Origin of the sequence: uncultured Cetobacterium sp., from assembly GCF_945952365.1 — a bacterium.
In the GTDB taxonomy this organism is placed as follows: Bacteria; Fusobacteriota; Fusobacteriia; order Fusobacteriales; family Fusobacteriaceae; genus Cetobacterium_A.
This window is the reverse complement of sequence record NZ_CAMFHX010000034.1, coordinates 1-23965: the sequence shown is the minus strand read 5'-3', so window position 1 is coordinate 23965 and position 23965 is coordinate 1. Positions and strand designations below refer to the sequence as shown.

The 23965-nt window shown below is 31.1% G+C and carries 25 protein-coding genes; 10 read left to right on the top strand and 15 right to left on the bottom strand.

Translation table 11 applies throughout. The features are described from left to right. Positions 1–102: 102 nt before the first annotated feature. Together Q0O83_RS10510 and Q0O83_RS10505 are read left to right on the top strand one after the other, a co-directional pair. Entirely contained in the window at positions 103–1773 is a 1671-nt protein-coding gene (locus Q0O83_RS10510) for a GGDEF domain-containing protein (RefSeq protein ID WP_294096899.1), read from the top strand. Between the two features lie 8 nt (positions 1774–1781). Then, entirely contained in the window at positions 1782–4544 is a 2763-nt protein-coding gene (locus tag Q0O83_RS10505; protein WP_294096897.1) for an EAL domain-containing protein, read from the top strand. A gap of 20 nt (positions 4545–4564) precedes the next feature. Here the strand turns inward: Q0O83_RS10505 and Q0O83_RS10500 are convergent, their stop codons facing one another. From Q0O83_RS10500 to Q0O83_RS10490, 3 genes are all read right to left on the bottom strand, one after another. After that, positions 4565–4807, bottom strand: coding sequence for a hypothetical protein (locus Q0O83_RS10500; protein ID WP_294096895.1), 243 nt, complete (start codon positions 4805–4807; stop codon positions 4565–4567). Between the two features lie 23 nt (positions 4808–4830). Continuing rightward, positions 4831–5535: a hypothetical protein gene (locus tag Q0O83_RS10495; protein WP_294096893.1), complete on the bottom strand. Its 705-nt coding sequence runs from the start codon at positions 5533–5535 to the stop codon at positions 4831–4833. A gap of 75 nt (positions 5536–5610) precedes the next feature. After that, entirely contained in the window at positions 5611–7050 is a 1440-nt protein-coding gene (locus tag Q0O83_RS10490) for a GGDEF domain-containing protein (protein WP_294096890.1), read from the bottom strand. A 285-nt stretch (positions 7051–7335) separates the two neighbouring features. Between Q0O83_RS10490 and Q0O83_RS10485 the strand changes: the two genes are divergently transcribed. The 3 genes from Q0O83_RS10485 (at position 7336) to Q0O83_RS10475 (ending at position 8608) form a co-directional block, all read left to right on the top strand. Next, on the top strand, positions 7336–7938 hold the full coding sequence (locus Q0O83_RS10485; RefSeq protein ID WP_294096888.1) for a hypothetical protein: 603 nt from the start codon (positions 7336–7338) through the stop codon (positions 7936–7938). A gap of 62 nt (positions 7939–8000) precedes the next feature. Continuing rightward, positions 8001–8183, top strand: a complete 183-nt coding sequence (locus Q0O83_RS10480) for a type II toxin-antitoxin system HicA family toxin (protein WP_294096887.1) — start codon at positions 8001–8003, stop codon at positions 8181–8183. Between the two features lie 38 nt (positions 8184–8221). Then, a complete protein-coding gene (locus Q0O83_RS10475) occupies positions 8222–8608 on the top strand; it encodes a type II toxin-antitoxin system HicB family antitoxin (protein WP_294096885.1) in 387 nt (128 codons plus the stop codon). Positions 8609–8743: 135 nt separating this feature from the next. On the opposite strand, the gene Q0O83_RS10470 is transcribed toward Q0O83_RS10475, so the two are convergent. Further along, positions 8744–10285: a sodium:solute symporter gene (locus Q0O83_RS10470; protein ID WP_294096883.1), complete on the bottom strand. Its 1542-nt coding sequence runs from the start codon at positions 10283–10285 to the stop codon at positions 8744–8746. A gap of 171 nt (positions 10286–10456) precedes the next feature. On the opposite strand from Q0O83_RS10470, the gene Q0O83_RS10465 reads away from it, so the two are divergent. The 4 genes from Q0O83_RS10465 (at position 10457) to Q0O83_RS10450 (ending at position 13152) form a co-directional block, all read left to right on the top strand. Then, positions 10457–11449, top strand: a complete 993-nt coding sequence (locus tag Q0O83_RS10465; protein WP_294096881.1) for a LacI family DNA-binding transcriptional regulator — start codon at positions 10457–10459, stop codon at positions 11447–11449. A gap of 163 nt (positions 11450–11612) precedes the next feature. After that, positions 11613–12488 carry an N-acetylneuraminate lyase gene (locus Q0O83_RS10460; RefSeq protein ID WP_294096879.1) on the top strand — a complete coding sequence of 292 codons (876 nt, stop codon included), beginning with the start codon at positions 11613–11615 and terminating at the stop codon, positions 12486–12488. A 153-nt stretch (positions 12489–12641) separates the two neighbouring features. Then, complete coding sequence (locus Q0O83_RS10455) at positions 12642–12908, top strand: hypothetical protein (protein WP_294096877.1); 267 nt, start codon at positions 12642–12644, stop codon at positions 12906–12908. Beyond that, complete coding sequence (locus Q0O83_RS10450; protein ID WP_294096901.1) at positions 12889–13152, top strand: hypothetical protein; 264 nt, start codon at positions 12889–12891, stop codon at positions 13150–13152. Before Q0O83_RS10455 ends, Q0O83_RS10450 begins: the two co-directional genes overlap by 20 nt. 35 nt (positions 13153–13187) lie before the next feature. On the opposite strand, the gene Q0O83_RS10445 is transcribed toward Q0O83_RS10450, so the two are convergent. From Q0O83_RS10445 to Q0O83_RS10425, 5 genes are read right to left on the bottom strand one after another with little or no spacing between them, the layout of a single operon-like run. Continuing rightward, positions 13188–14168 (bottom strand): OmpG porin family protein, encoded by a 981-nt coding sequence (locus Q0O83_RS10445; RefSeq protein WP_294096874.1) that lies wholly within the window; start codon positions 14166–14168, stop codon positions 13188–13190. A 28-nt stretch (positions 14169–14196) separates the two neighbouring features. After that, entirely contained in the window at positions 14197–15564 is a 1368-nt protein-coding gene (locus tag Q0O83_RS10440) for a sucrose-6-phosphate hydrolase (protein WP_294096872.1), read from the bottom strand. 43 nt (positions 15565–15607) lie between these two features. Then, positions 15608–16453: a carbohydrate ABC transporter permease gene (locus Q0O83_RS10435; protein ID WP_294096869.1), complete on the bottom strand. Its 846-nt coding sequence runs from the start codon at positions 16451–16453 to the stop codon at positions 15608–15610. Position 16454: 1 nt separating this feature from the next. Beyond that, on the bottom strand, positions 16455–17336 hold the full coding sequence (locus Q0O83_RS10430) for a sugar ABC transporter permease (RefSeq protein WP_047395664.1): 882 nt from the start codon (positions 17334–17336) through the stop codon (positions 16455–16457). Between the two features lie 15 nt (positions 17337–17351). Then, positions 17352–18731 carry an extracellular solute-binding protein gene (locus tag Q0O83_RS10425; RefSeq protein WP_294096867.1) on the bottom strand — a complete coding sequence of 460 codons (1380 nt, stop codon included), beginning with the start codon at positions 18729–18731 and terminating at the stop codon, positions 17352–17354. A 251-nt stretch (positions 18732–18982) separates the two neighbouring features. Between Q0O83_RS10425 and Q0O83_RS10420 the strand changes: the two genes are divergently transcribed. Then, the gene (locus Q0O83_RS10420) at positions 18983–19963 is read left to right on the top strand and encodes a LacI family DNA-binding transcriptional regulator (RefSeq protein ID WP_047395658.1); all 981 of its coding nucleotides are present in this window, start codon (positions 18983–18985) and stop codon (positions 19961–19963) included. A 40-nt stretch (positions 19964–20003) separates the two neighbouring features. Here Q0O83_RS10420 and Q0O83_RS10415 read toward each other — a convergent pair whose 3' ends face one another. The 6 genes from Q0O83_RS10415 to Q0O83_RS10390 all read right to left on the bottom strand — a co-directional run bounded on the left by Q0O83_RS10415 (position 20004) and on the right by Q0O83_RS10390 (position 23851). Next, complete coding sequence (locus Q0O83_RS10415; RefSeq protein ID WP_294096864.1) at positions 20004–20735, bottom strand: DUF3226 domain-containing protein; 732 nt, start codon at positions 20733–20735, stop codon at positions 20004–20006. After that, a complete protein-coding gene (locus tag Q0O83_RS10410; protein ID WP_294096862.1) occupies positions 20736–21833 on the bottom strand; it encodes an AAA family ATPase in 1098 nt (365 codons plus the stop codon). Between the two features lie 91 nt (positions 21834–21924). After that, positions 21925–22731 (bottom strand): hypothetical protein, encoded by an 807-nt coding sequence (locus Q0O83_RS10405; protein WP_294096860.1) that lies wholly within the window; start codon positions 22729–22731, stop codon positions 21925–21927. Positions 22732–22793: 62 nt separating this feature from the next. Then, positions 22794–23123 (bottom strand): hypothetical protein, encoded by a 330-nt coding sequence (locus Q0O83_RS10400; RefSeq protein WP_294096858.1) that lies wholly within the window; start codon positions 23121–23123, stop codon positions 22794–22796. Between the two features lie 17 nt (positions 23124–23140). Beyond that, positions 23141–23281: a hypothetical protein gene (locus tag Q0O83_RS10395; protein WP_294096856.1), complete on the bottom strand. Its 141-nt coding sequence runs from the start codon at positions 23279–23281 to the stop codon at positions 23141–23143. A 90-nt stretch (positions 23282–23371) separates the two neighbouring features. Next, positions 23372–23851, bottom strand: a complete 480-nt coding sequence (locus tag Q0O83_RS10390) for a type III toxin-antitoxin system ToxN/AbiQ family toxin (protein ID WP_294096854.1) — start codon at positions 23849–23851, stop codon at positions 23372–23374. Between the last annotated feature and the right edge of the window lie 114 nt (positions 23852–23965).

Here is a 23965-nt window from a genome sequence, read left to right as displayed (position 1 = left end):
ATTTTATAACAATTGAAAATGCCAAAAAAACAACAAAAAACTCTTGCCGTTTACATATACTTTTTTAATATATTAAAATTGTAGTTTTAAAAGGGGAGGAAAATGTCAACGAATAGAAAGTTTTCTATTTTTTATTTTTTTATCATAGCTATTTTTATAGTTATATCTTTCAACCTAAGAATTAAAGGAAAAAACAAAATCACTGGTTTATTTCCAATAGTCAACAATACCAAAACCATCAATCAGAGTAATCTAACACCTGCTGAGAAAATAGTCTGGGAGAACTTCAAAACTATACCTAAAGCAGAATATAAAAAAAGATACAAAGAGATTGCAGAGAGTATTCGACCTATTTTGAACTCACCAACTGATAATCACATTGGAATAACTATACTCAAAGAGGTTTTAACTAGTAAAAAACTAAACTCAGAGGCAACTCTTTTCATTTTGGGAAAGCTCTCAACTCTAGAGATTTCAAGTGGACAAATTATAGATTCAATCACAACCAATATAGAGGTTCTAAAGTTAGCTGAAGAACTAAAATCAGAATATCACACAGATAGAGCGTATATCACCCTGAGTAGTCTTATAGCTCGTTTAGATGGAAACGAAACAGCTATAACTATATTAAATAAGATTCCTAAAACCACAGATTCATATCCTTCTAAAAACCGTGTCGAGGTTATGAAACACTTCCATCTAGCTGAAAACTATTTTTTAATTAAAAAAAATTCAGAGGCCTTAAGAACTCTTGAAAATATAGATTCTTTGCTCCTTGGAGAAAGTGAGACCTACATCCAAAATGTCTTAGCATTTAAATATACCTTAGAAACTCAAATCGCTATCGATAATTTAGATATAGCTCTAGCTAAAAAGAAACTTTTAGCAGCTAAAGAGATTATGAATAAAACAACAGTTGAGCACTTTACTGGTTTTTCTAGCTTCTATGCTGTCACAAATGAAAACTACAACTTAGTTGCTGATATAGACAATTTTTCAGTTGAAAATCTATTGAAAATCATATATCTTTCAGAAAATAAAGTAAATAGAACATATCTTGATGAAGCGTATACTCTTCTTTTTGAATACTACTATTTAATAAATGATATAAATAGTTATCGAACTTTGAAAAGTTCGTTTGATAAAAATCTAAAAAATATAAACTCATCTAATAATGAGGTTTTGGTTTTATATCTACTGCGTTCTCTTGAAAATAGATATATCGAAAGCCAAAACTTAAAACTCTATAGAAATCTTTTTCTATTGACTCTAATAACACTTTTAGCTACTTCAATTGCCCATAAGCAACTGAACTCAGCTAAACAAAAAGCTGAAACCGATTCACTGACATCTCTAAAAAACCGTCGTTCTTTTACAGAGAGAAGTGAGCTTTTAAAAGATAAACTTTACTATATGCTACTTTTCGATATAGATAACTTCAAATCTCTCAATGATACCTATGGTCATGAATTTGGTGATACCGTTTTAGCTACGATTGGAAAGCTTTTGAAAGAGATTGATTCAAAGTATTCTCTAGCATATAGAATTGGTGGAGAGGAGTTCGCAGTTATTTTTGTAAATATAGATGAAAACTTCGCCAAAGAGAGCTCTGAGTTTATTAGAAGAGCTATCAGTAATCTAACTTGGGAGCACCATATAAAAGTAACAATAAGTGGTGGATTTTCAAAAAATAATAATGATATCTATCAAACTTGCGATAAACTGTTATACACCGCAAAAAAATCTGGAAAAAATAAAATTATATATAAATAAGGAGGATTATGCTTAGCCGAATCTATGCCTTCTTTCTTCTACTAGCTACACTGGTTTTCAGTGATACCTATATCCCTAAGAGCTTAGAGGAAGAGGCATATCTAAAAAATCTACGAACAAAGGAGATCCGAGTTGGTCTCAGAAAAAGTGAATTTTACAACATCAGCACAGAAGAGGAGAAATCTCTAAACGAAATTGTAAAAGACCTTTTTCAAAACTATCTAAACCTAAATGTTAAATTTGAAGAGGACTACTACTACAATCTAAAAACAGACCTTATAGAAAAAAGGGTAGATATTATCACTCTTATCAACCGTGAAGATTACGCAAGCCGTTTTTTAAACTTCACAAACACAATCTTCAGTGAAACAATCTTCGTGGCTTCTACCTCAACACAACTCTATACACTCGAGGAGTTAGAGGGGCGTGACATCTATGTAGCCAAAGGACATGTGTATAAAAACTACGTCAAAGCTATTTTGACCAACAATGGTATCAACGCTAGACTTATAGAGGTTGATGACTTAAACGACTATAAAGATAAGTTGATTTTAACTCCTACGCCTGTGCTTTATGATTCAATCTACGGTGTGAAAATTAGTAACTCAGGTGGAATAGCAATCGGCTTAGCTGAAGAGTATTCAGAGCTCATACCTATACTTGATAGAATCCTAAACGACACCTACCGTGATAAGTTCTTAAAATCTCTATACAGTATCAGTAAAAAATTAGCTCTTCAAAACTTCTATAAGTCGCTGACACCTAAAGAGCTCCAATATCTCCAAACTCTAACTAAATTAAGAATCGTCTACGAAAGCGAATACAACACCCTTATGTCGTATTTATCAAAGCTAGATGGAAGATATAAAGGGGTGTTTCCAAAAACTGTAAATCAAATTGGAGATTTACTAAATATAAAAATCATCGATTATACACACGGTCATCTGAAATCTTTAACTGATTTAAAGGCCAAAAAAATCGATATGATAGCTCTTTCACACACACGTGAAAGAAGTCGAGATTTTATCTTTTCAAAGAAAATCTACGAGATTCCTTTATACGTTGTAAATTTAAAAACATCAACTGATACTCATAGGTCTGTGGGTGTCTTAAAAGAAAGTGTTGAAGAGCAGATCGCTCGTAGATATGATATCTCAAACAACATCACCACATTTGAGGATTTCCCAACGATGATGAACGCTCTAAATAAAGGTTTGATAGATAATATCCTAACCGCCAACAACACATACTTCAACCCTCAAAAATATAACGTTTCATTCTTTGAAAGTGTCCCTGTAAATATGGCATTTAATAAGGAGAACCTCCTACTTCGAAATATTTTTGATAAAGCTATGCTACATCTAACAAATAAAGAGGATATTTTGAAACTATCTACAATTGAAAAGGATACCGAGGATAAGATTCTTATGAATACATCCCAAAAGGTTAAAAACCTTTTCTATCTTTTCAGTCTTATCCTTATTATTGGTTTATCCTTTATTTTAGTAAAACTATACATTGAAAAAAAACATAAAGAGGAGCTACTTAAAAATCCACTAACTGGCTTAGCGAATAGATTTGTTTTCAACACTTTCTGCTCAAAGGCCGATGATGACCTTTCAGGTTATGCTTTTGCTATCGATTTGAATAACTTTAAAAAGGTGAACGACTCTCTTGGGCATGAGTTTGGAGATACTATTATAGTTGAGTTTTCAGCTTTTCTAAAACATATATTCTCAGATTCTAAAATTTTCAGAATCTCTGGAGATGAGTTTTATGGATTTATAGATGATGATTTGGAAAATATAGTCCAAAAGTTTCATGGGTATAAATGGTTTTGTCCAAATATGGTGAGATATGGGGTTTCGTTCTCAGTTGGATTCTGTCCAAAAAGTAAAACTCTTTCAACGACAGATATATTCAAATACGCTGATTTGGCTATGTTTGAAGCTAAAAATAAAAAGAGTTTCCGTTACAAGTTAGCTGATGAGGCTTTTATAGCTCAAAAGCAACGTGAGGATAAAGTTTTCAATGTTCTAAAGGAAAATATAGATGGGGTTTACCCTGTGTTTCAACCCAAGCTATCTTTAGATAATGGGAAAATAGTTGGAGGTGAGGCTTTGGCTCGTTACAGCTCAGACTCTCTTGGAGTTATTTCACCACTTGAGTTTATTAGCATAGCTGAAAGGTATAACTTTATTCACAAAATTGATTACACTATAGCTGATAAAGCTATCGCTTTTGTGAAAAACGAGTTGATAAAAGGTACTCTACCACCAGATTTTAGAATGTCGTTTAATCTTTCGGTAGTTACATTTAAAAGAACTGACCTTATTGCAATTTTAAGTGGGCTTTTAGAAAAGTATGAGATTTCTGGAAAGTACTTTGAAGTTGAGATAACTGAATCGGTTTTCGTTACAGATATTCAGGATTTAATAAGTAAGATGAAAGCTCTTAGTGAACTAGGTTTTCTTATCTCACTTGATGATTTCACAGCTGGGCATTCGACAGCTGGAATACTACCACTTATCCCTTTACACATAGTGAAGTTTGACAAATCTCTTTTAGACTCTATCGAGCTAAATAGAGAGGGTGGAACCATAGTGTATAAAAGTTTAATCTCTTTAATCAAAGAGTTGAATCTGAAAATAGTTGCAGAGGGTGTTGAAACTTCTGAGCAGCTAGAGTTTTTAAAAGAGCAGGGCGTAGATTATGCTCAAGGTTACTACATCAGCAAACCTATAAATATAAAAGAAGCTCCCCTATTTTAATGTCGGGAGCTTCTTTATTTTCAACAATTGTTAACTAATGAATTAAGTATTTCAAGTTCAACTACTTTTTTAAATGGAGCGTATTCACCATAAACACTTTTTATAGTTTCATAGTTATTGCCCGTTAATATTCCTATCTGGTATCTATTTTTATTTCTATAGTTATCTTTAATAAACTTTATAGCTTTTTTTCTATCAATCTCAATTATATTTGTATTTTGAATACCTGTTTTTCTAACAAATAAAAAAACTCTAGATTCCATAATCTCACTCCTTTTACTTTAAATTACTTATCTTTATTTAGAATATTGTAAAGATAATTAGTATAATTAAGTTCTAATCCTTCAGGTTCGTCAGGAATAGAATCAAGCCATTGTCTAAGATTTTTAGAGTATTCTTTTTGAGCTATACTATTAGCATCTTTATATATAATCTCATGTGTGTAAAAATGTAGTAGCGCATCTTTCACTGTCCAAATTTGAATCTCTAAGGGAAAATTTCTACGGTTATACCAAAAATACAGATGAATTCCTCTATAACCATCATCATTAGTTTTTATATTTGTGTAAAAGTCAATCTTAATCACATCTTCCAACTCTAAAGTATTCAAAAGGTTAACGAGATGTTGTTGATTACAGTCAACAATAAATCTATATCCCAAAACATCATTGCAAGCCTTATAAAACTTTTTTTCTTGACCCGTTTGTGAGTTTTTAACCCATTTTTTCTCAAAAGATTCAAATGTTTTAAATCTAGATGTAAAATTAGTTTTTTCATCTAAATTTTCTTTTAAGAAAGATTCAAAATCATTTAAATAATACTCTGAAGAAGAATAGAAATCCAAAGCATTCATATACATATCGTCAACATCAAAAAATCTTAACGTTTTATTTTTTAAATTAGGAACATCTTCGGGTAAATTATAATTACTTTGAATATTCTTAATCTTTTGAATAAAATCATCTAAATTATTAGAAAAAATATTTATCATTATAACCTTCCTCCTCTGAAGAGCTTATTTAAAATATTATAACTTTTTTTTCAAACCGTTGCAAACTAATTCTAATTACATCACTATTCTATCTCTTCCAGTAGCCTTTGCTTTGTATAGATTTTTGTCACTCTCTGCGATGGCACTATACAAACACTCTTTTGTTTCTATATCCGCTATAACCGCTCCAACCGAAACTGTTATAGCCACATTCTCTATCAAGTCCAGCTTTTTGATTGAAGCTGCAATCAGTTCAATCTTTCTCAGAAGCTCATATCTATCGGTATTCTTGAAAACAACTAGAAACTCCTCGCCACCCCAACGGATACCATGGACATCTCTACCACCTAAAAGTTTTATAACATTACTCACTCCACGTAGCACATGATCTCCCTTGCTATGACCAAAGTTATCATTTATACTTTTAAAGTAATCTATATCTATCAATACAACTCCACAGTTTTGAATAGGATATTCCAATCCCTTCTCTATAAAATATCTGTTGTAAAGTTTTGTCAGAGGGTCTCTTAACATAAGGTGTCTTGTTATTTTCTCAGCTATCTTCAGTTTTTCAACCTCTTTCTCTAAACGCTCTCTTTTAGAAAGGTAAACTCCCAAAGCTAAAAATAAAACAAAGAAAATCAACTCTTGGTAACCTAAAAGATTTTTTAGTGTAATCTTTTTTACCAAAATCTTATAATTGGTTTTACTCAAATTATAGCTGTAATATTTTTTCATATCCGATTCTTTAAAATCTAACTCTTTATCTGTTGAACTCATCACTTCATTTTTAGAATCTACAATGAGTATATCTAAATTAAGTTTAGTTTTTAAAGCTTCTAAATCCCTATCAAAAAATTTGTTATCAAAGTCAAAATACCAGATTCCATTTAAAAACTCGATATCATCTTTCATTTCGTAATTCGGTATAATAATTGAAAACATATTTAAACCGTAGATTTTATCAATATATGAATCATACAATACAAACTCGATATTATCTCTTGAAACACTTTTAGTATTTTTGAAAAATGACTTTGAAAGCATCTTTTTTTGCAACGCCTCTGCCCACTCCTCTTCAAACTTATCTATAAATATTATATCTCCTCGACCACGATGCACACTTGCATTTTCATTATATAGATCTCTTGTGTCAACTTTTCTTACCTTATTATATATAATTCCATAAAAAGAGTTGTTAAATTTTCGATTTAAACTCTCTCTTCCACTAGCTATATCATAGTAATCATAGGTTTTTGGCATCACTACTGCTGTATCAAAATAAACACCATATCCATTTACTTCAAAATATTTGATTCGTCCCTTTGTTTTATACTTTGGAACCTCTAACTCTTTTTTGGTTTTTTCTAAAAAATTAACCTCATTTTTCAATATGTATATCTTTTCATCAAAACTGCTGTTGAAGTATCCTATTGATGTTTTTATCTCTGAACGAAGAAATCTACTTTTGTTATACATTGAAAAAGCCAACATTAAAAGAAATACTATTTTCAAAAACCTAATGTAACTTTTCAATTTTCCTCCCTCATATATTTTTTCATAGAAAAAGAGTTGGCATCTTCCAACTCTTTCTTTTTATATTATTTTTGCATAATAATATTATATAAATATGGACACTAAAAGTCAAGAAGATGTAATTTTATATCTATCGTTATTTCTTTTTAGTTTTGTAGACGATTCTCAGATATTCATGTATAATATAGTGCATGTTCACCGTGTGAAAAAAATAACAATTTACTTGTAACTGGAGGGATTAAGATTAAATTTGTAACAAAAATAATGACAACGCTTTTTGTATTGGGTACTCTTTCTTTTAGTAAGGAAGTCTCTACTTTAGCGGCACCTTTAGATTTAAAAAACGAGGTGGCTTTAGAGGAGAAATTTACTTTGGAGAGTTCAGATGAAGCGACTATCGTTGAGCTTTCAAATGAAAAAGTTTTCAAGCCTGAGCTAAGACTGATTGGAAGTATCTATACGACACATACAAACGACAATGACATCTACAACAATGATACAAACCTAATAGGATTTGAATATAGACCTATCGAAGATTTTGGGATTAGCTTTGGATATTTTAAAAATAGTTTTGATAACGACTCATATGTTTTAGCAGCTGGGAAATATTTAAGACCGTTTCAAAGTTTAAACGACTTCTACTTCACGATTGGAGTTGGAGTTGTAAAGGGATATGAGAAAGAGAACTACATCTATGACAACGAGACTGGCGAGGTTATAAAAAAATCAAAGTTTAACACAAATATCGGTGGAGACTACATCATCGGAGCTAACGTTGGACTTGGCTATGACATCACAGACTACCTTTCATTCAACGTTTCATACGTTGGTGCCTTCGTTTCTACGATATCATTAAAGTTATATTAAATATTGAAGAGTTGACTTATACTTTTATACGTGTTATTATACGTGTGTGGAGGTGATTCCTAATGACGTCTAAGGAAATCATCAAACGTTTAAAGAAAGAAGGATGGACTCTTGAGGGTCAAACCGGGTCTCATACGAAATGGAAGCATCCTGATAAAAAAGGAATTGTGACTGTTCCGCATCCTAAAAAAGATTTTACTAAAAAAACTTTAGCATCAATCTTTAAACAAGCGGGTTGGGCATAAGCCCCCCGTTCCCAATTTAAAATGTAAGGAGTGATTTGATGAAAGATATTTTTATTTTCCCAGCAGTTTTTTCAAAAGATGAAGATGGATATAGTGTTTATTTTCCTGGAATAGAAGGAGCTTTTACTTGTGGTGATACATTTGAAGAAGCTGTCTTTATGGCTAAAGATTGCTTAGAACTAAATTTAGATGGCATTGAAGAGCTTCCTAAAATTATAAATATAGAAGATATAAAATTAGAAAAAAATGAATATGTAGTTATGGTTACAGCTGATATGATTTCATATAGGAAAAAGTATCACTCTCAACCAGTGAAAAAAACATTAACGATTCCAAAGTGGCTGAATGATCTTGGAGTTCAAAAGAAAATTAATTTTTCAAAACTGCTTCAAGAAGCTTTAAAAAAAGAGCTCGATTTACTATAATATTAAGGAAATACAAAAGCTGTAGAAGATGAGTTCTACAGCTTTTTATATTTGAATATATTTTGGGGATCTTTATAGATCTTATGAGAACTTAATTGATGGTTCATCAGTATTTATTGATGAACTATTTTCTTTTTATTTTTTTGTAGCTTTGGGATTTCTAAATGTGAAGTATGTCAATCCCGCTATCTTTTTCTCCTCAACCTTTCCGAAGAAGAATGATGCCACTACAGCTGGAATAACACAAGATGCCATTATGATAAAGGCAATCAGTAATTCAAACACCGCTGGTTTTGTATATCCAGGGACAAATTTTGTAACCAATCCAGCTGGGTTACCAATATATACCGCAACTGCTACTGAGATTAAAAATCCTACCCACGCCGCTCTACTGTCAACTCTTCTACTGAAGATTCCAACTAAGAACAGACCAGCTATCGGTCCACCCAATAGTCCAGTGATAGCTTGGAAGTATAAGAACATATCCCCTTGCCCAGCACTTAAGAATCTGATAGCTAAGATTGTACTGATGATTCCAGCTCCCCAGCTCACAGCTTTCGCAATGTTTAACTTCTCTTTATCAGTTAGATTTTTTCTTAAAGGTGCTACGATATCTGAAGTCACACAAGTCGATAGTGAGTTCAAGCTCGACGAAACTGTCGATTGAGCAGCAGCAAAGATTGCAGCTAGAATAACCCCTGAGAATCCAATAGGTATATAGTTAATTACGAAGTATGGAAGAATTGCATTTCCATCTATATTCGCTGGTAAAATAGCTTTAAATTTGAAGAATAGGAAAAGTGCTGTTCCCATTCCCGAGAAAATAAGTACACTGATACAAAGCAGAGGTACGTTCATATATAAACTTTTCTTTGCTTCATAATCATTTTTAGTTGTGTTATATCTTTGAACGATATCCTGTGAACCCACGTATGAGTAGATAGCGTTGAAGAATCCACCAAATAAAATACCTACAAAAGTTGTTCCTGTAAGTGAGAACTTCCAAGCTGATGCTGGGATAGTTTTTCCATTTTCAGCAAGAGTTTTAAATGCTGTTGAAACCCCTTCTGGTGCAGCGTTATATCCAATTACTATAATTAAAAATGCTCCTAAAAGTAGAATGATAGTTTGAATCGCATCCGACCAAACCACAGCTTCAATTCCACCCATAGATGTGTAAACAACACAAAGGAATGAAACAGCTCCTAGTAAAAGTGTTGGGTTTATCCCTGGTAGAGCTTCTTTTAAAGCTAGTGTTGGCAAGTAAAGTACCACAGCCATTCTTATCAGATGGAAAAGAATAAATGATAAACTTCCAACCCATCTAAATCCATTATCAAATCTTTTTCCTAAATATTCATACGCTGTCGTTACGTTTATACTTCTGAAAAACGGTACAAACACAATCGCAGCCCAAAGTACCATTAAAATAATTCCTAACGGTGCCATCCCCATAATGGCTCCACCTTTGAAAACCGAAGCTGGTATAGCTATAAATGATATTGATGAAAGTGCAGTTGCATATATACTACACGCAGTTACCCACGATGGAATTCTTCCGCTTGCTGTGAAATAATCCTCAGTTGAACTATTTTTCTTAGAAAAATATACCCCAATTCCAACCATGCCTAAAAAGTAAAATGCTAATACTACCCAGTTAAACCAATGCCAACTCATATTTACCTCCCAAATTTTGTTCGCGCGTTCATTAATCTTTTTATGACTTGATGATAAACTATATGTTCCACTTTGTCAATATTTATTTTTAAATATAACATTTTTATTTTTCTTTGTGTATTGTAAAAAATGAATTATAATATAAGCAGGAATATTTAGGGAGGGACATATATGCTAAAGCAAGAGGATATTGCAAAATTAGCTGGAGTGAGTCGAGCAACGGTTTCAAGAGTTTTAAATGACGATGAAAATGTTAAAGCTGCGACTCGTGAGAAAATTTTAAAAATTATCGAAGCCTATGGGTATGAGAAAAACTATATCAGTAGTACCCTAGCAAGTAAAAATGAAAAAGTTATCTACGCTTTTCTTTTAAAATCAGTTGTTAACCACTACAGTGATGAGCTGAAAAAGGGACTGCTATATTTTGAAAAAGAAAACAAAGGTTTTGGATATAAAATAGAGATTATTGAAACCTCTATCGAAAACCCAGAATCACAGATTGTCGAACTCGATTGGGTTTTAAACAACTGCTCACCATCTGGAATCATCATAACTCCACTTTTAAAAAATGAGATTATGAAAAGAGTTTTAGAAAATGAACGTGTGAAGTTTCTATCTTTAGACAGCGTGCTTTCAGATTCTATCTCACACGTTGGAGCGAACTACTATATGGGTGGACAGATAAGTGGGGACATCATGAGGGGAGTTCTCAGAAAAAAAGAGAAAGTTTTAGTGCTTAAGTTCCCAGGGGATAAGGTTTCGGTTGAGCAGTATTACAAAGGGTTTACATCTTCGCTTCAAAGAGAGAGTATAAGAGTGGTTGAAGCCAAAAAGGATATTTTAAACTCTCACAACTTTTTAAAAGAGTATCTGAATGAGGATATCAGGGGGATTTTCTCAAATAGATACACTTTGGAGATTATTAAGAAAAACAGCGAGTTACTAACTCCTGAAAACGACTATAAAATAGTTGGAATAGCTGGAAACCCAGAGGTAAATGACTATGTCAAAAGTGAGGTTATATACGCCTCTATCAACGAGCAGTTTTCAGAGATCGGCTACACAGCTGGGAAAATTATGTTTGAAACTCTATACAAAAATAGAAAATGTGTCGAGCACCAATTTATAAAACCGATTGTCGCTTTTAAGTCCCTTGTAAAATAAGGGACTTTTTTAATACTTCAAAAAAAATTAAAAAATTTTTTAAAATTTTGTTGACTTTTGGATGAAAAAGGATTATTCTAGACTCAAATAAGAAATGTTCACGCGTTCATAGCATGAAAAAGCTAGTTTACGTACAGAACTAAAAAAACGGGGAGTGAATAAAATGGATAGATTAAAAGGGATTTTCTCAGCACTACTTATAGCTTTTGATAAAGATGGAAATATCGATGAGAAGGGAATAAGAGAGACTGTTAGACATAATATCGACAAGATGAAAGTGGATGGGTTATACGTTGGAGGAAGTACTGGGGAAAACTTTATGTTACCAACTGAGGTTAAAAAGAGAATATTTGATATCGCTATGGATGAGTGTAAAGGTGAGATTGCTATGATCGCTCAGGTTGGATCTTTAGATCTAAATGAAGCTGTAGAGTTAGGAAAGTATGCAACGGATTTAGGGTATGACGCTCTTTCTGCTGTAACACCATTCTACTATAAGTTTACTTTTGAGGAGATCAAAAACTACTACAACACTATTACGAATGCTACTAACAATAAGATGATACTTTACTCAATCTCACTTTTAACTGGAGTTAGCATGACTGTTCCTCAATTTGCTGAGCTATTCGAGAATGAGAACATAATTGGAGTTAAGTTCACAGAAGGAAACTTCTTCTTAATGGAGAGATTAAGACACGCTTTCCCTGATAAGCTATTATACTCTGGGTTCGATGAGATGCTACTTTCAGCTACTGTTTTAAATGTGGATGGAGCTATCGGAAGTACTTATAACGTAAATGGATTAAATGCTAAGAAGATATTCACTCTTGCGAAAGAGGGGAAAATTGACGAGGCTAGAGAGTTACAAAGAAAGGCTAACGATATGATTGAAGCTGTTATCGGAAATGGACTGTTCCAAACTTTAAAGGAGCTTTTAAAGTGCCAAGGTGTTAGTGCTGGATTCTGTAAAGAGCCTTTAGGAAAGTTATCTCCTGAGAAAGTTGAAAGAGCTAAAGAGATCTATAAAAACTACCTGTAAAAATTGCCATAAACTACTTATAATATATAAAGAGACCAGAACTAAATTTTCTGGTCTCTTTTCATATTAAAAATAATTTAATTTTTGATTTTTATATACACTTATGGTATATTGTATATACAATATACCAATGATATTATTGAGAGGTGAATTATGAAAAATAGTTTTAATTTAAGACTGGATCAAGAATTGATAGATGATATAAAAAAAGTTTCTAAAATATATGATGAGAGTATGAGTGAATTAATAAGAGAGGGAATTCAGATGGCTCTTGAAAAAAGAAAAAATAGTATTTTTTATAGATTAAACAGTATTACTGAATATGTAGATAAAGAGGAAGAAGCAGAAATTTTAGAGGCTTTAAGCTCTTTAACTGACGATGATCTAACGATTGAAAGAAGTGAAACAGTTGAAGTGTAAATTTAACTACTCTAAAAGTGCAAATAAGTTTTTTATTAAACATAAAGATATAGAAGAGATGTTTAAAAAAAATATAATAAATGAAAATCCAAATACAGATATAAAAGCTTTGAAAGGATTTAAAGGACTTTTGAGAATGCGAATAAAAGATTATAGAATAATTTTCAAAGTTGTAAATGGACAGATTGTAATAATAGAAGTTTTATTAGCTGGTAATAGAGGCGAAATTTATAAAAAATTATAAAAGACCAGAAAATTTAATTCTGGTCTTTTTTTATGTTAAAAACTATACTGTAATCCTAGCATCACAAAAGTTACATCTATATCTTTCTTAGAGCTTTTTTGCTCCTCTCTTTTATAACTTACCTCTCCAACAACCTTTAATGTTTCTGTTAAAGTTTTATTTCCTGTTATTCCAAACTTTGTATTGTTGTGTCTAGCACCATCATTATTGCTATATGGACCAATCTCTCCCCACAGTGACAAACCTAATCCTAAGCCTTCGAAACTCTTCCATACATATGGTTTAAAAAATCTTTCTCTTTCTGTGAATCTTTCGTTTGATGTCTGACCCCATTTAAAGAAATAATTTATACCCATACCGAAATCATCTCTCAACTTATACCCAAATCCTGGTTCTAACTCGATTAACTCATAATCATCATACCCACCTTTAAACTCTCTTCCTATAAGAAACGAGTTGTTTAAAGCTAACTTTTCATTTAGCTTGTAGTAAACCGAGGGCTTTAATTTAACTGCATCTCTATTGTCTATGCTTTCTGAAGTATAAATAAATTCGAAAGCTCCAAAACCTTTATCATTGTTAAATGATTTTTGATATCTCGGCACAATCTCAACGATTGTATTTTGTGGGCTATTACTTCTATCCCACATCTTCGAGCTGAAAATCTGCTCTTTAGCTACATTGTAATACATTGACCAGTTATCATAATTTTTATGTTTGATACTTCCTTCAGCTAAAATAAATTTAACTTTTCCAGCGTCAACATCTCCCGAAAGTTGCTCTATTTCAACTTTTGTTCCTATAAAACCTGTAAAATTTAACTCTTTTCCTTTTAAAGAGTTAAGTTCTTTTTCCAATTCAAAGAATCTAATTTGATTTTCGTCATAGTTTTCAATTCCAGAGTCCCCACCTCTTTTTTCAATCACCACAACTTCCTCAATATTTTGAGCATACCCGTTTTCACTCACAAACATCAAAGCACATAACCCCATTGAAACCATCAACATCTTTTTCATTTTTTACTCCCGTCTTGTTTTAATTTATTTAAATTTTCCAAAGTTTTATATCTTCAAACTCTCCTTTGAAAAAAATATTATTTTGAGTTTTATCTCTATTTATTACAGATGACATTACAAACTCTCCACCATTTACATAGATTTCAACAACACTTTTATCCCCTATCACTCTAAAATCAACAACGCCTCTATTCGAAATCTCTAACTCTCTTTTAACTCCAAATGTTTCTAATGGTTTAAAACCATTTATAACTCCAGTTCTATCTAATTTTAAAACTGATGTTTTCTCATCCCAAGATAACTCCAATCCTTCAATTTCATTTTTGAATATTGTTAAATTGAAATCCTTATCTAAATTAACTTTAAACTCCATATCAAAAGCACCGTCTAGTATTTCGATACTCTTTTCAGTTACACTGCCTACTTGAATCAACTCTTTTCTGTAGCTCAATATCTCTTCTACAGGATACGAATATAATCTCTCTCCTATCACTTTCAACTCTCTTGGAAGTGTCATCATCCCTGACCAATTCTCTCCTGGAAGTGGTGCGTGGTTAACAAGCCACCCTATCAACACTCTTCTTCCTTTTTCATCTAAAAAAGTTTGTGGAGCATAGTATTCAAATCCATAATCTAAAAGATTAAACTTATCAAAGCTATAACTTCCAGTTCCATAGTCTAGCTCTCCAACAAAATATCCCGATATATGTTCCTGTCCATTCTGCCCTATTCCTTGAGGACTAAAGATCAAAACATCTTTCCCATCTAAACTGAACATATCCGGACACTCCCACATAAATCCAAAATCATCTTTCTTTATCTCACTCAAAACTTCCCAATCTTTTAAATCCTCAGATTTATATAGAAGAATTTTTCCCTTTCCAGATTCTTTTGCTCCAACAACCATATAATAAACTCCATCTTTTTTCCAAACTTTAGGATCTCTAAAATGAGCTTTACAAGAATTTTGAGGTGCAACTATTTCAGTTTCTAACTTTTCAAAATGTATTCCATCCTTTGATTTTGCAAACAGTTGAGTTGATATCATCGAATCATCCGTTGCTGTAACCGGATTACCATGCTCATTTATTTTTTTCTCTGTCATTACAATACCTGTATAAGCTAGATATAATTCATCATTTTCTATAAAAGCACTTCCTGAAAAACAACCGTCCTCATCTGCAAACCCTTTATCAGGAATTAAGGCATAATCTAAATGCTCCCAACTGAAAAGATCTTTACTCTTTGCATGTCCCCAAGTCATATTTCCCCAATAACAATTCTCAGGGTTGTGCTGATAAAACAGGTGGTACTCTCCTTTATAAAAACATAATCCATTTGGATCGTTCATCCAATTTTTAGGTGGTGTAAAATGAAGCTTTGGTCTTTTATCCATCTTTTATCTCCTTTTATTATATCTTTATTTTAATCTTTTAATTTTATCCTTTTGACCCTGTTGTTGCTATTCCTTGAACAATATATTTTTGGAAAATTAGATATATAAGAATTACAGGAATAGTTGCTAGGGTTAATCCTGCCATCATATGGTTTGTAAATATATTCTCTCTATCTGCAAATATTGCACTAAGGGCAACTTGAATCGGCATCATTCTCTCTCTACTTATTACCATAACTGGCCATAAGAAATCATTCCAAGAGGCTAAGAAAGCTAAGACTCCAGTTGTTATATATATTGGAATACTCACTGGAACTACAATTCTAAAAAATATTTGAACTGATGATAATCCATCAATTTTTCCAGCTTCAATAAGTTCTGTTGGAAACTTTAAAAAATATTGTCTGTATAAAAATATATTCATAACACTCGCCGAAAAAGGTAGTATAACTCCTGGAATAGTATTTACTAATCCCAATCTATTTACTATCAGATACATCGGTAGTATAGTCGCTTCTGTTGGAACAATAATAAGTCCAACAATAGCTATCATAAATATCTTTTTAAAAGGCAACTTCATTTTAGCTAAAGCATAACCAGCTAATGAATTAATAACCAAACTTGAAGCTACTGTTATAACAGAATAAAATAAACTATTTAACATATTTCTAAAGATATTGTATGAACCCAATAACTCTGTATAAGGTTTAATCGTAAAGTTTTTAATACTCGGAAAAAAAGCTCTCAGCGATGTCATATCTGAGTATATCTGCTGTTCAGTTTTAAATGATGAGGATATCATCCAGAATAAAGGAAGTATAAAAAGTAAAGATAAACTCAATACAAATGCATGAAACCCTATTTTTTTTAAACTCAATCTACTTTTCATCTTAATCCTCCTCATGTATAAACTTTTTAAATATTAATGATAGTATAACTAACATCACTACAAAGACTATCGTTACTGCACTTGAATATCCGGTATTTCTATGTCTAAATCCATATTCATATATATATTGTAAAATCGTCATAGTTGCATTGTCTGGTCCACCACCTGTCATAACCATAGGTTGAACAATAAGTTTGAAGGCTCCGATTATTGTTGTAACAACTAAAAATACAGTTATAGGCTTTAAACATGGCAATGTCACATATATAAAACTTTGGAATCTATTTGCTCCATCTATTTTTGCAGCTTCATACAGTTCATTTGGAATATTTTTTAAACCAGAAAGGAATATAAGCATCTGGTATCCACATCCTGACCAAGCCGAAATAAACGCTATTGTTGGCATGGCTTGAGTCACACTATGAAGAAATGGCTGTTTTTCGAATCCTAAAAGTTCTAAAAATTGATTCAATAATCCTGAATTTGGATTTAGTAAGATACTCCATAAAATTGAGATTACAACAAGTGATAACACAGCTGGTGAGAAAAATGCAAGCTTTGAAATTACACTTCCTTTAAACTTTTTATTGATTATTAAAGCAAATCCCAAAGCCATCGAAAGTTGTAATGGAACAACTAAAACCACAAATAAAGTTGTATTTATAAAACTTTTAAACATTATTGGATCCTCTAGCATATATTTAAAGTTATCTAAGCCTATAAACTGCTTAGCATGAGGTCTTAACAGATGATAATCTGTAAATCCATATGAAAATGCTATCAGCATAGGACCTATTACAAATAATGAAATCAATATAATTGCAGGTGTTAGAAACCCTAATCCCGCTATACTCTCTTTATCTATTTTTTTTAGAATTCGCATCTCACTTCCCCTTTTCTACTTTTTATATTTTCTAGCCTCTCTATCTATTTTTGTAACAGCTTCATCTGTATATTTTTTTATAGTTTCAAAATCCGCAGTTTTCTCTCTTGCTATCTTTGAAATTATATCTTTTGCAAAAGTTTCAGATATATATGGATAGATCGGTGATGCTGGTCTAGCTTTATTTGTATTTTTAATTTCATTTTTTAAAGCTGTCCACGCTTCATTGAAATTTGGATTTGATGTATTTGTATCAATTATATCTATCATAGCTGTTCTTACAGGAATAGAGTTATTTGCATCATAGTAAACTTTTACTGAATCATCATTTGTTAGCCACTCTAATGCTTCTAAAACCTCTTTTGTTTTAGTATCACTATCTTTTAATGCACCGTTTACAACAAACGACCAACTTCCTGAAGGTGTATAATTTCCTGTAAAATCTTTTGATAATTTAGGATATTTCAATGATCTATATTTTAACTCTGGGTAGTTATTTGTTAAATCTGGAATATACCAAGACCCTGCAACTGCTAAAGCAGCTTTTCCATTATGAAAGGCTTTTTCTGACTCTACTATCCCACCTAAATCATCTCTGAAAAACTTTCCAAATACCTGTAACGCCTCAACTGTTTTAGGATTATTTAAATATCCATCCGTAGTAAGACCATCTTCTGAAACTACATTTGAGTTATTTGTCCAAATAATTGGTGCAAGGTAATACATCGCTATCTCGTATCCACCTTTAACTATATCTCCTAATGCAAAGCTAACTGGAAGTTCTATTTTTCTTACCACTTCAGTATCTTTAAATTCTGGATTTGATTTTAAATCTTTAACTGCTGAAGAGACTTTATAGAAATCATCCCACGTCCAATCCGCTTCTGGTGACATTGGAATTATTGCTTTAACATCTTGAGGTAGCATATTTATTATCTCTTCATTATATAAAATGATAACTCCTGAATCTTGGTATCCTATTCCATAAAGTTTATGATCTATAGTTCCTTGCTCTTGAATAGCTTTTGTAAATCCTGATAAAAACTCTTTATTCATAGAGTTATCAAGTTGCTTTACTACACCTGCTGTTGCGTAAGAGGCTATATCTGGGCCATCTAATGTGAAGATATCAGGCATATCCGAAGCTGTTATTGCAGCATTCAATTTATCCATATATCCAGACCCTGCACCCGCTCTTGTAAAGTTTTGAATCTTTATAGGTAATTTGTCTGGAAAATTTTTATTGTACTCATCAGCTCTCGTTTGAAACATTCTTCCCTCTGGGTGTTCAGGTGATGCGTGAGTCCACACTGTAACCTCTTTATTTTTACTTTCTTTTTCACCACAACTCATAATCAATAAACTCATTGCTCCTAATAAAATTAATTTTTTCATAATTTTCTCCTTTATTAAACTTTTGTTTATTCTATATTTTTGATTGTTTGAAAAAATTTTCAAATTTATGAAAACGTTTTATTGAGATGAGTATAATATTTTTCAGAGAAAAAGTCAATTGTTTTTATTGTTTTTTCTTCTAATTTTAATCTTTTGAAACTGTTTAAGAACATTGTTATCAAAAATATTGATTTTTTTTTTATTATAATGTATAATAGTTTATATGAAAACGTTCTCTAAAAGGAGTATATATGAAAGTAACAATGAAATTAGTCGCTGAAAAAGCTGGTGTCTCTCTTTCAACAGTTTCTAGAGTGTTAAACACTCCTGAAAGTGTTGATGATGAAAAAGTAAAAGTAGTTAGAAAATGGATCAAAGAACTAAACTACCAACCGAATCTAGCTGCGCAATCTCTAAAAAAAAGTAGCTCTTTTTTAATAGGAGTTTCAATTCCAAATTTAACAAATCCATATTTTATAGAGATTTTAGATTACTTGGAGAAAATAGCTACTGAAAAAGGATATAATCTTATTTTACACAACTCTCAAGGTAATCCTGAGACTGAGTTTGAAAATATAAATAACTTTATCAGAAGAAATGTTGACGGAATAATATTAGTTGCTAACTCTGTTGAAAATATAAAATATCTTAAAAATAGAAATATACCACATATAACTTTAACTAATCAATTTCCAGATACAAATAGTATCTCTACTAATCATAGATATGGTGGTGAGCTTGTTGCAAAACACTTTATCGAACAGGGAAGAATTAATCTAGCGTATATAGGGCCTGAAAATGATGAGAAGTATATTGGATTTCAAAGTGAGTTATACGAAAAGGGATTTGGAGTAGATGAAAATATGTGTATCTTCATGCCTAATACACCACTTTCAAATTTTGAAATAAAGAACTATATCAAGAAATTCTTAGGTACTTTATCTAAATATCCAGATGGATTTTTTACAACAAATGATACTGTAGCATACGAACTAGTTAAAGAGCTTGAAGCTCGTGATATAAATATACCAAAAGATACTATGATTGCAAGCTTTGATAATACAATTTTATCTCAGATTTTAAAAATTACAAGTGTAAATCAACCGATTCAAGAGATTGTCGAAAAGGGGTTTGAGATTCTTTTAAATCAAATATCAGAAGAGAGATTCTATCATTTTGGAAACTTTGAAATTTTACCATCTCTTGTTATACGAAGATCCACTATAAAATAATTTTAAAAAAAGACCAGAATTAACTTTCCTGGTCTTTTTCTTACTTATATCTATTCAAACTCTGAAAATGTTCTATTACATTTTCATCCTCTTCCCAAGCTATCCCAGAAAAAGAGTCGATTATATCATAAAAAGTTCTTTCAGGATCAAGCAAATTAACCATACATCCTAATTTTGACTTTATAACAGCTCTATCTTTTTCAAAATATGATATTTTTTTAGTTTGAAACCCATCTACCATACTTTCTACATCTAAAGCCATCTCATTTTCCTCTTTTCCTCTATTTTTCAAAGAATCAAACATCAAAGTTTCTAAAGCTCCAAAGTTTTCATGGGGTATCACATTTAAAAGTATTTTCAATGCTTTCTCTTCTGAAAATGCATCTCTATAATTATGTTTATTCCAAACTGCATTTTTTAAGTTTCCTTCTAAATTAAAAAAACTCGAAAATTGAGATAAAAGCTGAGTTTCTGTATTAAAATCTTTATCCATAACGATAGCCAGGCTTTCAATTTCATCACCAATATTTAACATCAATTTTTTAATCTCATCTACCGCATAAGGAATATTTGTACAGCCCGCTGTATTCCAGATAATCAAGCAGTAACTTCCATCTGTAAAGTAATCTAGGTTTTGATTTTTTAAAGTTTTAAAAGAAATTTTATCCTTAGCTCTTTTTTTATCTAAATACTTAAATCCATATCTTCCCATTATTAGGTTTATGATAAAAGAATCGGTCTTTCCTTCACAAAGTATTATATAGTACGGCATCTATCTCAACTCCACACTATTTTCTATCAATAATTCCAATGCATTTTCACCAGTCAAAACTCTAGCTTTTATATTTCCTTTTATATTTTTCAAAGTTATTATTCTTATCTCGTCTAAATACTCTTTTTTAGTATCTAAAAGATATTTTAAATAATTTTCAACAAACTCTAAACTTTGAGTTGTTGCAAATATCTGATTGTTATATTTCACCGCTAACTCACTTAAATTAAGTCCTAAAAAACCTTGTGCTTCTGGATGTAACATATCTCCGATCTCATCAATACAATGCAAACTATTTTTATATATAATTTGATTCCCTATCATTGAAAACCATTTTTGCATTCCATCTCCATATTCATATATAGGAATATATTTACCTTCTAACGTTTTTATTGATATTGGTGCTTGAGAACCATCTGGATACGGTAGCATATCAATATCTTCTATTTCGTTATGAAAAGCTTTATTTAACTCTTCAACTATACTTTTTAAGGAATTCTCTCTTTTTAGCATAGAATAAATTCTAACTAATCCAGCTAAATCTTTAAAGTTACTCACATTTAAATAATTAGCTACTATAAATGGAGCCTCTGCTGCTAACATTCCGTAATTATTTATCGGAGGATAAAAAACACTTTCCTCTTTTGCTCTGACATTGTTTTCAAAAACTTCAATATTAAACAGTAGTTCTGTTGGATTGTTAGTTTCATTTTGCTGAATAAAATAATTAGGGTTCAACTCTGCTTCAATCTCACCAAATCTAGTTCCTGGTTTTAATTTATAGTTAAATTTTGTATTTAAATTTTTATTGTCATGTTTACCTTCAAAAGAAAACTCTAAATTTTGTTTATTATTAAATGTATTCAAACTTTTTTCTATAAGGTTATATATATTTTGATTTCTATTTCTTCCCATTCTAAGAATAGTATTTTCCAGTAATGGTGTTAAATTTTTTCCACAAGCATATCCAAAAATAGCTTCTAACAAAGTACTTTTACCAACATTATTCGATCCTAAAAAAATATTTATTCTACCTAAGTTTTCTATTTTAAACTCTTTAAAACATTTAAAATTATCAACTTTAAATTCTCTTAACACCTTCCCACCACCTGCATATTCTTCATTATTTTTATTAAACTTATTATATCACTATTTGAGAAAAATACCCAAATAAACATATTTAAAAAAATTAAAAACCTAACTTGCTTTCTAACTTTTCAAGTGCTAATTCCTTCTTTTTGGCTTCGACCTCCACATCAAAATCTTGGAATAGCCATTCAAATCTCTGAACATCCTCTTCTGATATATAATCAGCATGAGATTTGTCATTCTCAGACTCTTTTCCAGAAGAGATATGAGCGAGAGGCTTTCTATCTTTCCAAGTCGCTTTTACTCTTTCTATATCATACCCTTCACTATTTGTAACCCTTGCGTGATGAACATCTAAAACCATTGGAATTTCTATCTCCTCACAAAGTTCTAAAACCTCATTCACCTTGTAATAGTGGCAATTTTCTAAAACTAAAATACTTTTTGTGTAGTCATCTAAGGTTTTAAAAGTCTCGATAAACTTTTTAATCCCATCTTTTTTTCCAATGTGTAAAACCAAATCACTTATTCCTGCTAACTTTGCAAAATCGGTTTGATTCTTCAAAATTTTTAAAGAGTTTTTTATCACACTTTCCGAATCACTATTTAAAACCACAAACTGATCTGGATGTATGATTAACCGAATCTTTGAACTCTGTTTTTTTATCTCTTTTAACTTTTTCAAAATCTCTTCATCTTTATTCCACTCCCAGCAATCAGGATAAGGAATCACCGACGATGACACTCTGTATATATAGCCTTTAAGTCGACAAAACCTTATTGTTTCTAAAGTATAATCGAGATTGAAAAGTGCAGCCTCTCTAACCTTTTCGAGATTGAAAGCCTTTAAAGATGCCACACCTTTTTTCATCCCTTTTCCATCTAACATACAAACTAAGCCTAGCATTTCACCACCATCCTTTAGCAGTTTATACTAGGCTTAACCTTTAAATCTTTTCTATAATTTTCTTATTCAAACTCACCTTTCAAAAATTCACTTAAACTATGTTGAGAAGGTCTCTTAGATATCTGTTGAAGGTAATTTTTATCTACTAACGAATCTAGATGTTTTTTTAGAGTCAATTTACTTTTTATTGGTAAATACTCTAAAATTTCAGAATCTTTCATATGAGATCTCTCTGCAAAAATATAACCTTGAACATATATCGATAAAATCTCACTTTCTATCTCTGTTAAACTACAATCTTTTATATACTGAAATGCAAATTCTAACTTCACTATATTTTGATTTAGCATCTCTATTATACTTTCTTGACCTTTCAAAATAAATTCCAACATACCTTTTACAAAAAACGTTACTTCTCCACAATTTCTAGGATTTGAAAAATCTCTAATTCTGTTTTATATGCACATGGATTAGCTAATCTTTTTTCCAACTCTTCTGTTATATTTTGTTTTTTATAATATAACTTCAATAACTCTTCATACTTAGTCATATAAATCACCTTTTTTTCATTTTATAAATGATTATATCATATCTAAAGTATAAAAAGTGATATTTTTATACTTTAGAATATATATCGACTCTATTTTTTTGAAAATATTTCAGCCATCCTCTCAAGTAATTTGAAGTCACAGCATTTCACTTTATAACCTTTTATCTCATCTACAGTAACTTTCAAATATAATTTATTTGCATTTTTTATTATTTTACTTTTTTTAGAATTCAACTCTCTAACTTGATCTATAAATTTATTATACTCTTTTGGATTAATTTTTTTCAAACCATCTATATCAAATTGAATAATCTCTGACTCTAGAACAGGCAACATATTGTTTAAATTAATTGCTCCTAGCTCACCATCTCTCAACTTTATAAAATCTATTTTTTCAGACATTGTTTTATGCTTCGGTTTAGGAGATGTCAGAGGTGCAAAGTATAAATAACTGTTTATTTCAAATAAAACTCCTATATATGGTCTTTTTTCATTTTTATTGTGTGGAACTTTTAAATCATATTCTCTTAAATAATCAATATATGTTTCTTTTATATATATAATTTTCATACGAACCTCTTTATATTTTTCTAAGAAAAAAGGCTAGAAATTAATCTAGCCTCTTTTCACTTTTTTAACTCCTCGCTTGTCAGTTTGCACTTGTAGGTGGAGGTTCACTCGCTT

Bases quoted from the DNA above. Each gene is read 5' to 3' on its own strand.
- Q0O83_RS10405 (WP_294096860.1), bottom strand. From the start codon at position 22,731: ATGCTAGGCTTAGTTTGTATGTTAGATGGAAAAGGGATGAAAAAAGGT.
- Q0O83_RS10420 (WP_047395658.1), top strand. From the start codon at position 18,983: ATGAAAGTAACAATGAAATTAGTCGCTGAAAAAGCTGGTGTCTCTCTT.
- Q0O83_RS10500 (WP_294096895.1), bottom strand. From the start codon at position 4,807: ATGGAATCTAGAGTTTTTTTATTTGTTAGAAAAACAGGTATTCAAAAT.
- Q0O83_RS10435 (WP_294096869.1), bottom strand. From the start codon at position 16,453: ATGAAAAGTAGATTGAGTTTAAAAAAAATAGGGTTTCATGCATTTGTA.
- Q0O83_RS10510 (WP_294096899.1), top strand. From the start codon at position 103: ATGTCAACGAATAGAAAGTTTTCTATTTTTTATTTTTTTATCATAGCT.
- Q0O83_RS10480 (WP_294096887.1), top strand. From the start codon at position 8,001: ATGACGTCTAAGGAAATCATCAAACGTTTAAAGAAAGAAGGATGGACT.
- Q0O83_RS10395 (WP_294096856.1), bottom strand. From the start codon at position 23,281: ATGACTAAGTATGAAGAGTTATTGAAGTTATATTATAAAAAACAAAAT.
- Q0O83_RS10425 (WP_294096867.1), bottom strand. From the start codon at position 18,731: ATGAAAAAATTAATTTTATTAGGAGCAATGAGTTTATTGATTATGAGT.
- Q0O83_RS10505 (WP_294096897.1), top strand. From the start codon at position 1,782: ATGCTTAGCCGAATCTATGCCTTCTTTCTTCTACTAGCTACACTGGTT.
- Q0O83_RS10495 (WP_294096893.1), bottom strand. From the start codon at position 5,535: ATGATAAATATTTTTTCTAATAATTTAGATGATTTTATTCAAAAGATT.
- Q0O83_RS10400 (WP_294096858.1), bottom strand. From the start codon at position 23,123: ATGTTGGAATTTATTTTGAAAGGTCAAGAAAGTATAATAGAGATGCTA.
- Q0O83_RS10470 (WP_294096883.1), bottom strand. From the start codon at position 10,285: ATGAGTTGGCATTGGTTTAACTGGGTAGTATTAGCATTTTACTTTTTA.
- Q0O83_RS10440 (WP_294096872.1), bottom strand. From the start codon at position 15,564: ATGGATAAAAGACCAAAGCTTCATTTTACACCACCTAAAAATTGGATG.
- Q0O83_RS10430 (WP_047395664.1), bottom strand. From the start codon at position 17,336: ATGCGAATTCTAAAAAAAATAGATAAAGAGAGTATAGCGGGATTAGGG.
- Q0O83_RS10390 (WP_294096854.1), bottom strand. From the start codon at position 23,851: ATGAAAATTATATATATAAAAGAAACATATATTGATTATTTAAGAGAA.
- Q0O83_RS10415 (WP_294096864.1), bottom strand. From the start codon at position 20,735: ATGCCGTACTATATAATACTTTGTGAAGGAAAGACCGATTCTTTTATC.
- Q0O83_RS10445 (WP_294096874.1), bottom strand. From the start codon at position 14,168: ATGAAAAAGATGTTGATGGTTTCAATGGGGTTATGTGCTTTGATGTTT.
- Q0O83_RS10485 (WP_294096888.1), top strand. From the start codon at position 7,336: ATGACAACGCTTTTTGTATTGGGTACTCTTTCTTTTAGTAAGGAAGTC.
- Q0O83_RS10465 (WP_294096881.1), top strand. From the start codon at position 10,457: ATGCTAAAGCAAGAGGATATTGCAAAATTAGCTGGAGTGAGTCGAGCA.
- Q0O83_RS10455 (WP_294096877.1), top strand. From the start codon at position 12,642: ATGAAAAATAGTTTTAATTTAAGACTGGATCAAGAATTGATAGATGAT.
- Q0O83_RS10460 (WP_294096879.1), top strand. From the start codon at position 11,613: ATGGATAGATTAAAAGGGATTTTCTCAGCACTACTTATAGCTTTTGAT.
- Q0O83_RS10475 (WP_294096885.1), top strand. From the start codon at position 8,222: ATGAAAGATATTTTTATTTTCCCAGCAGTTTTTTCAAAAGATGAAGAT.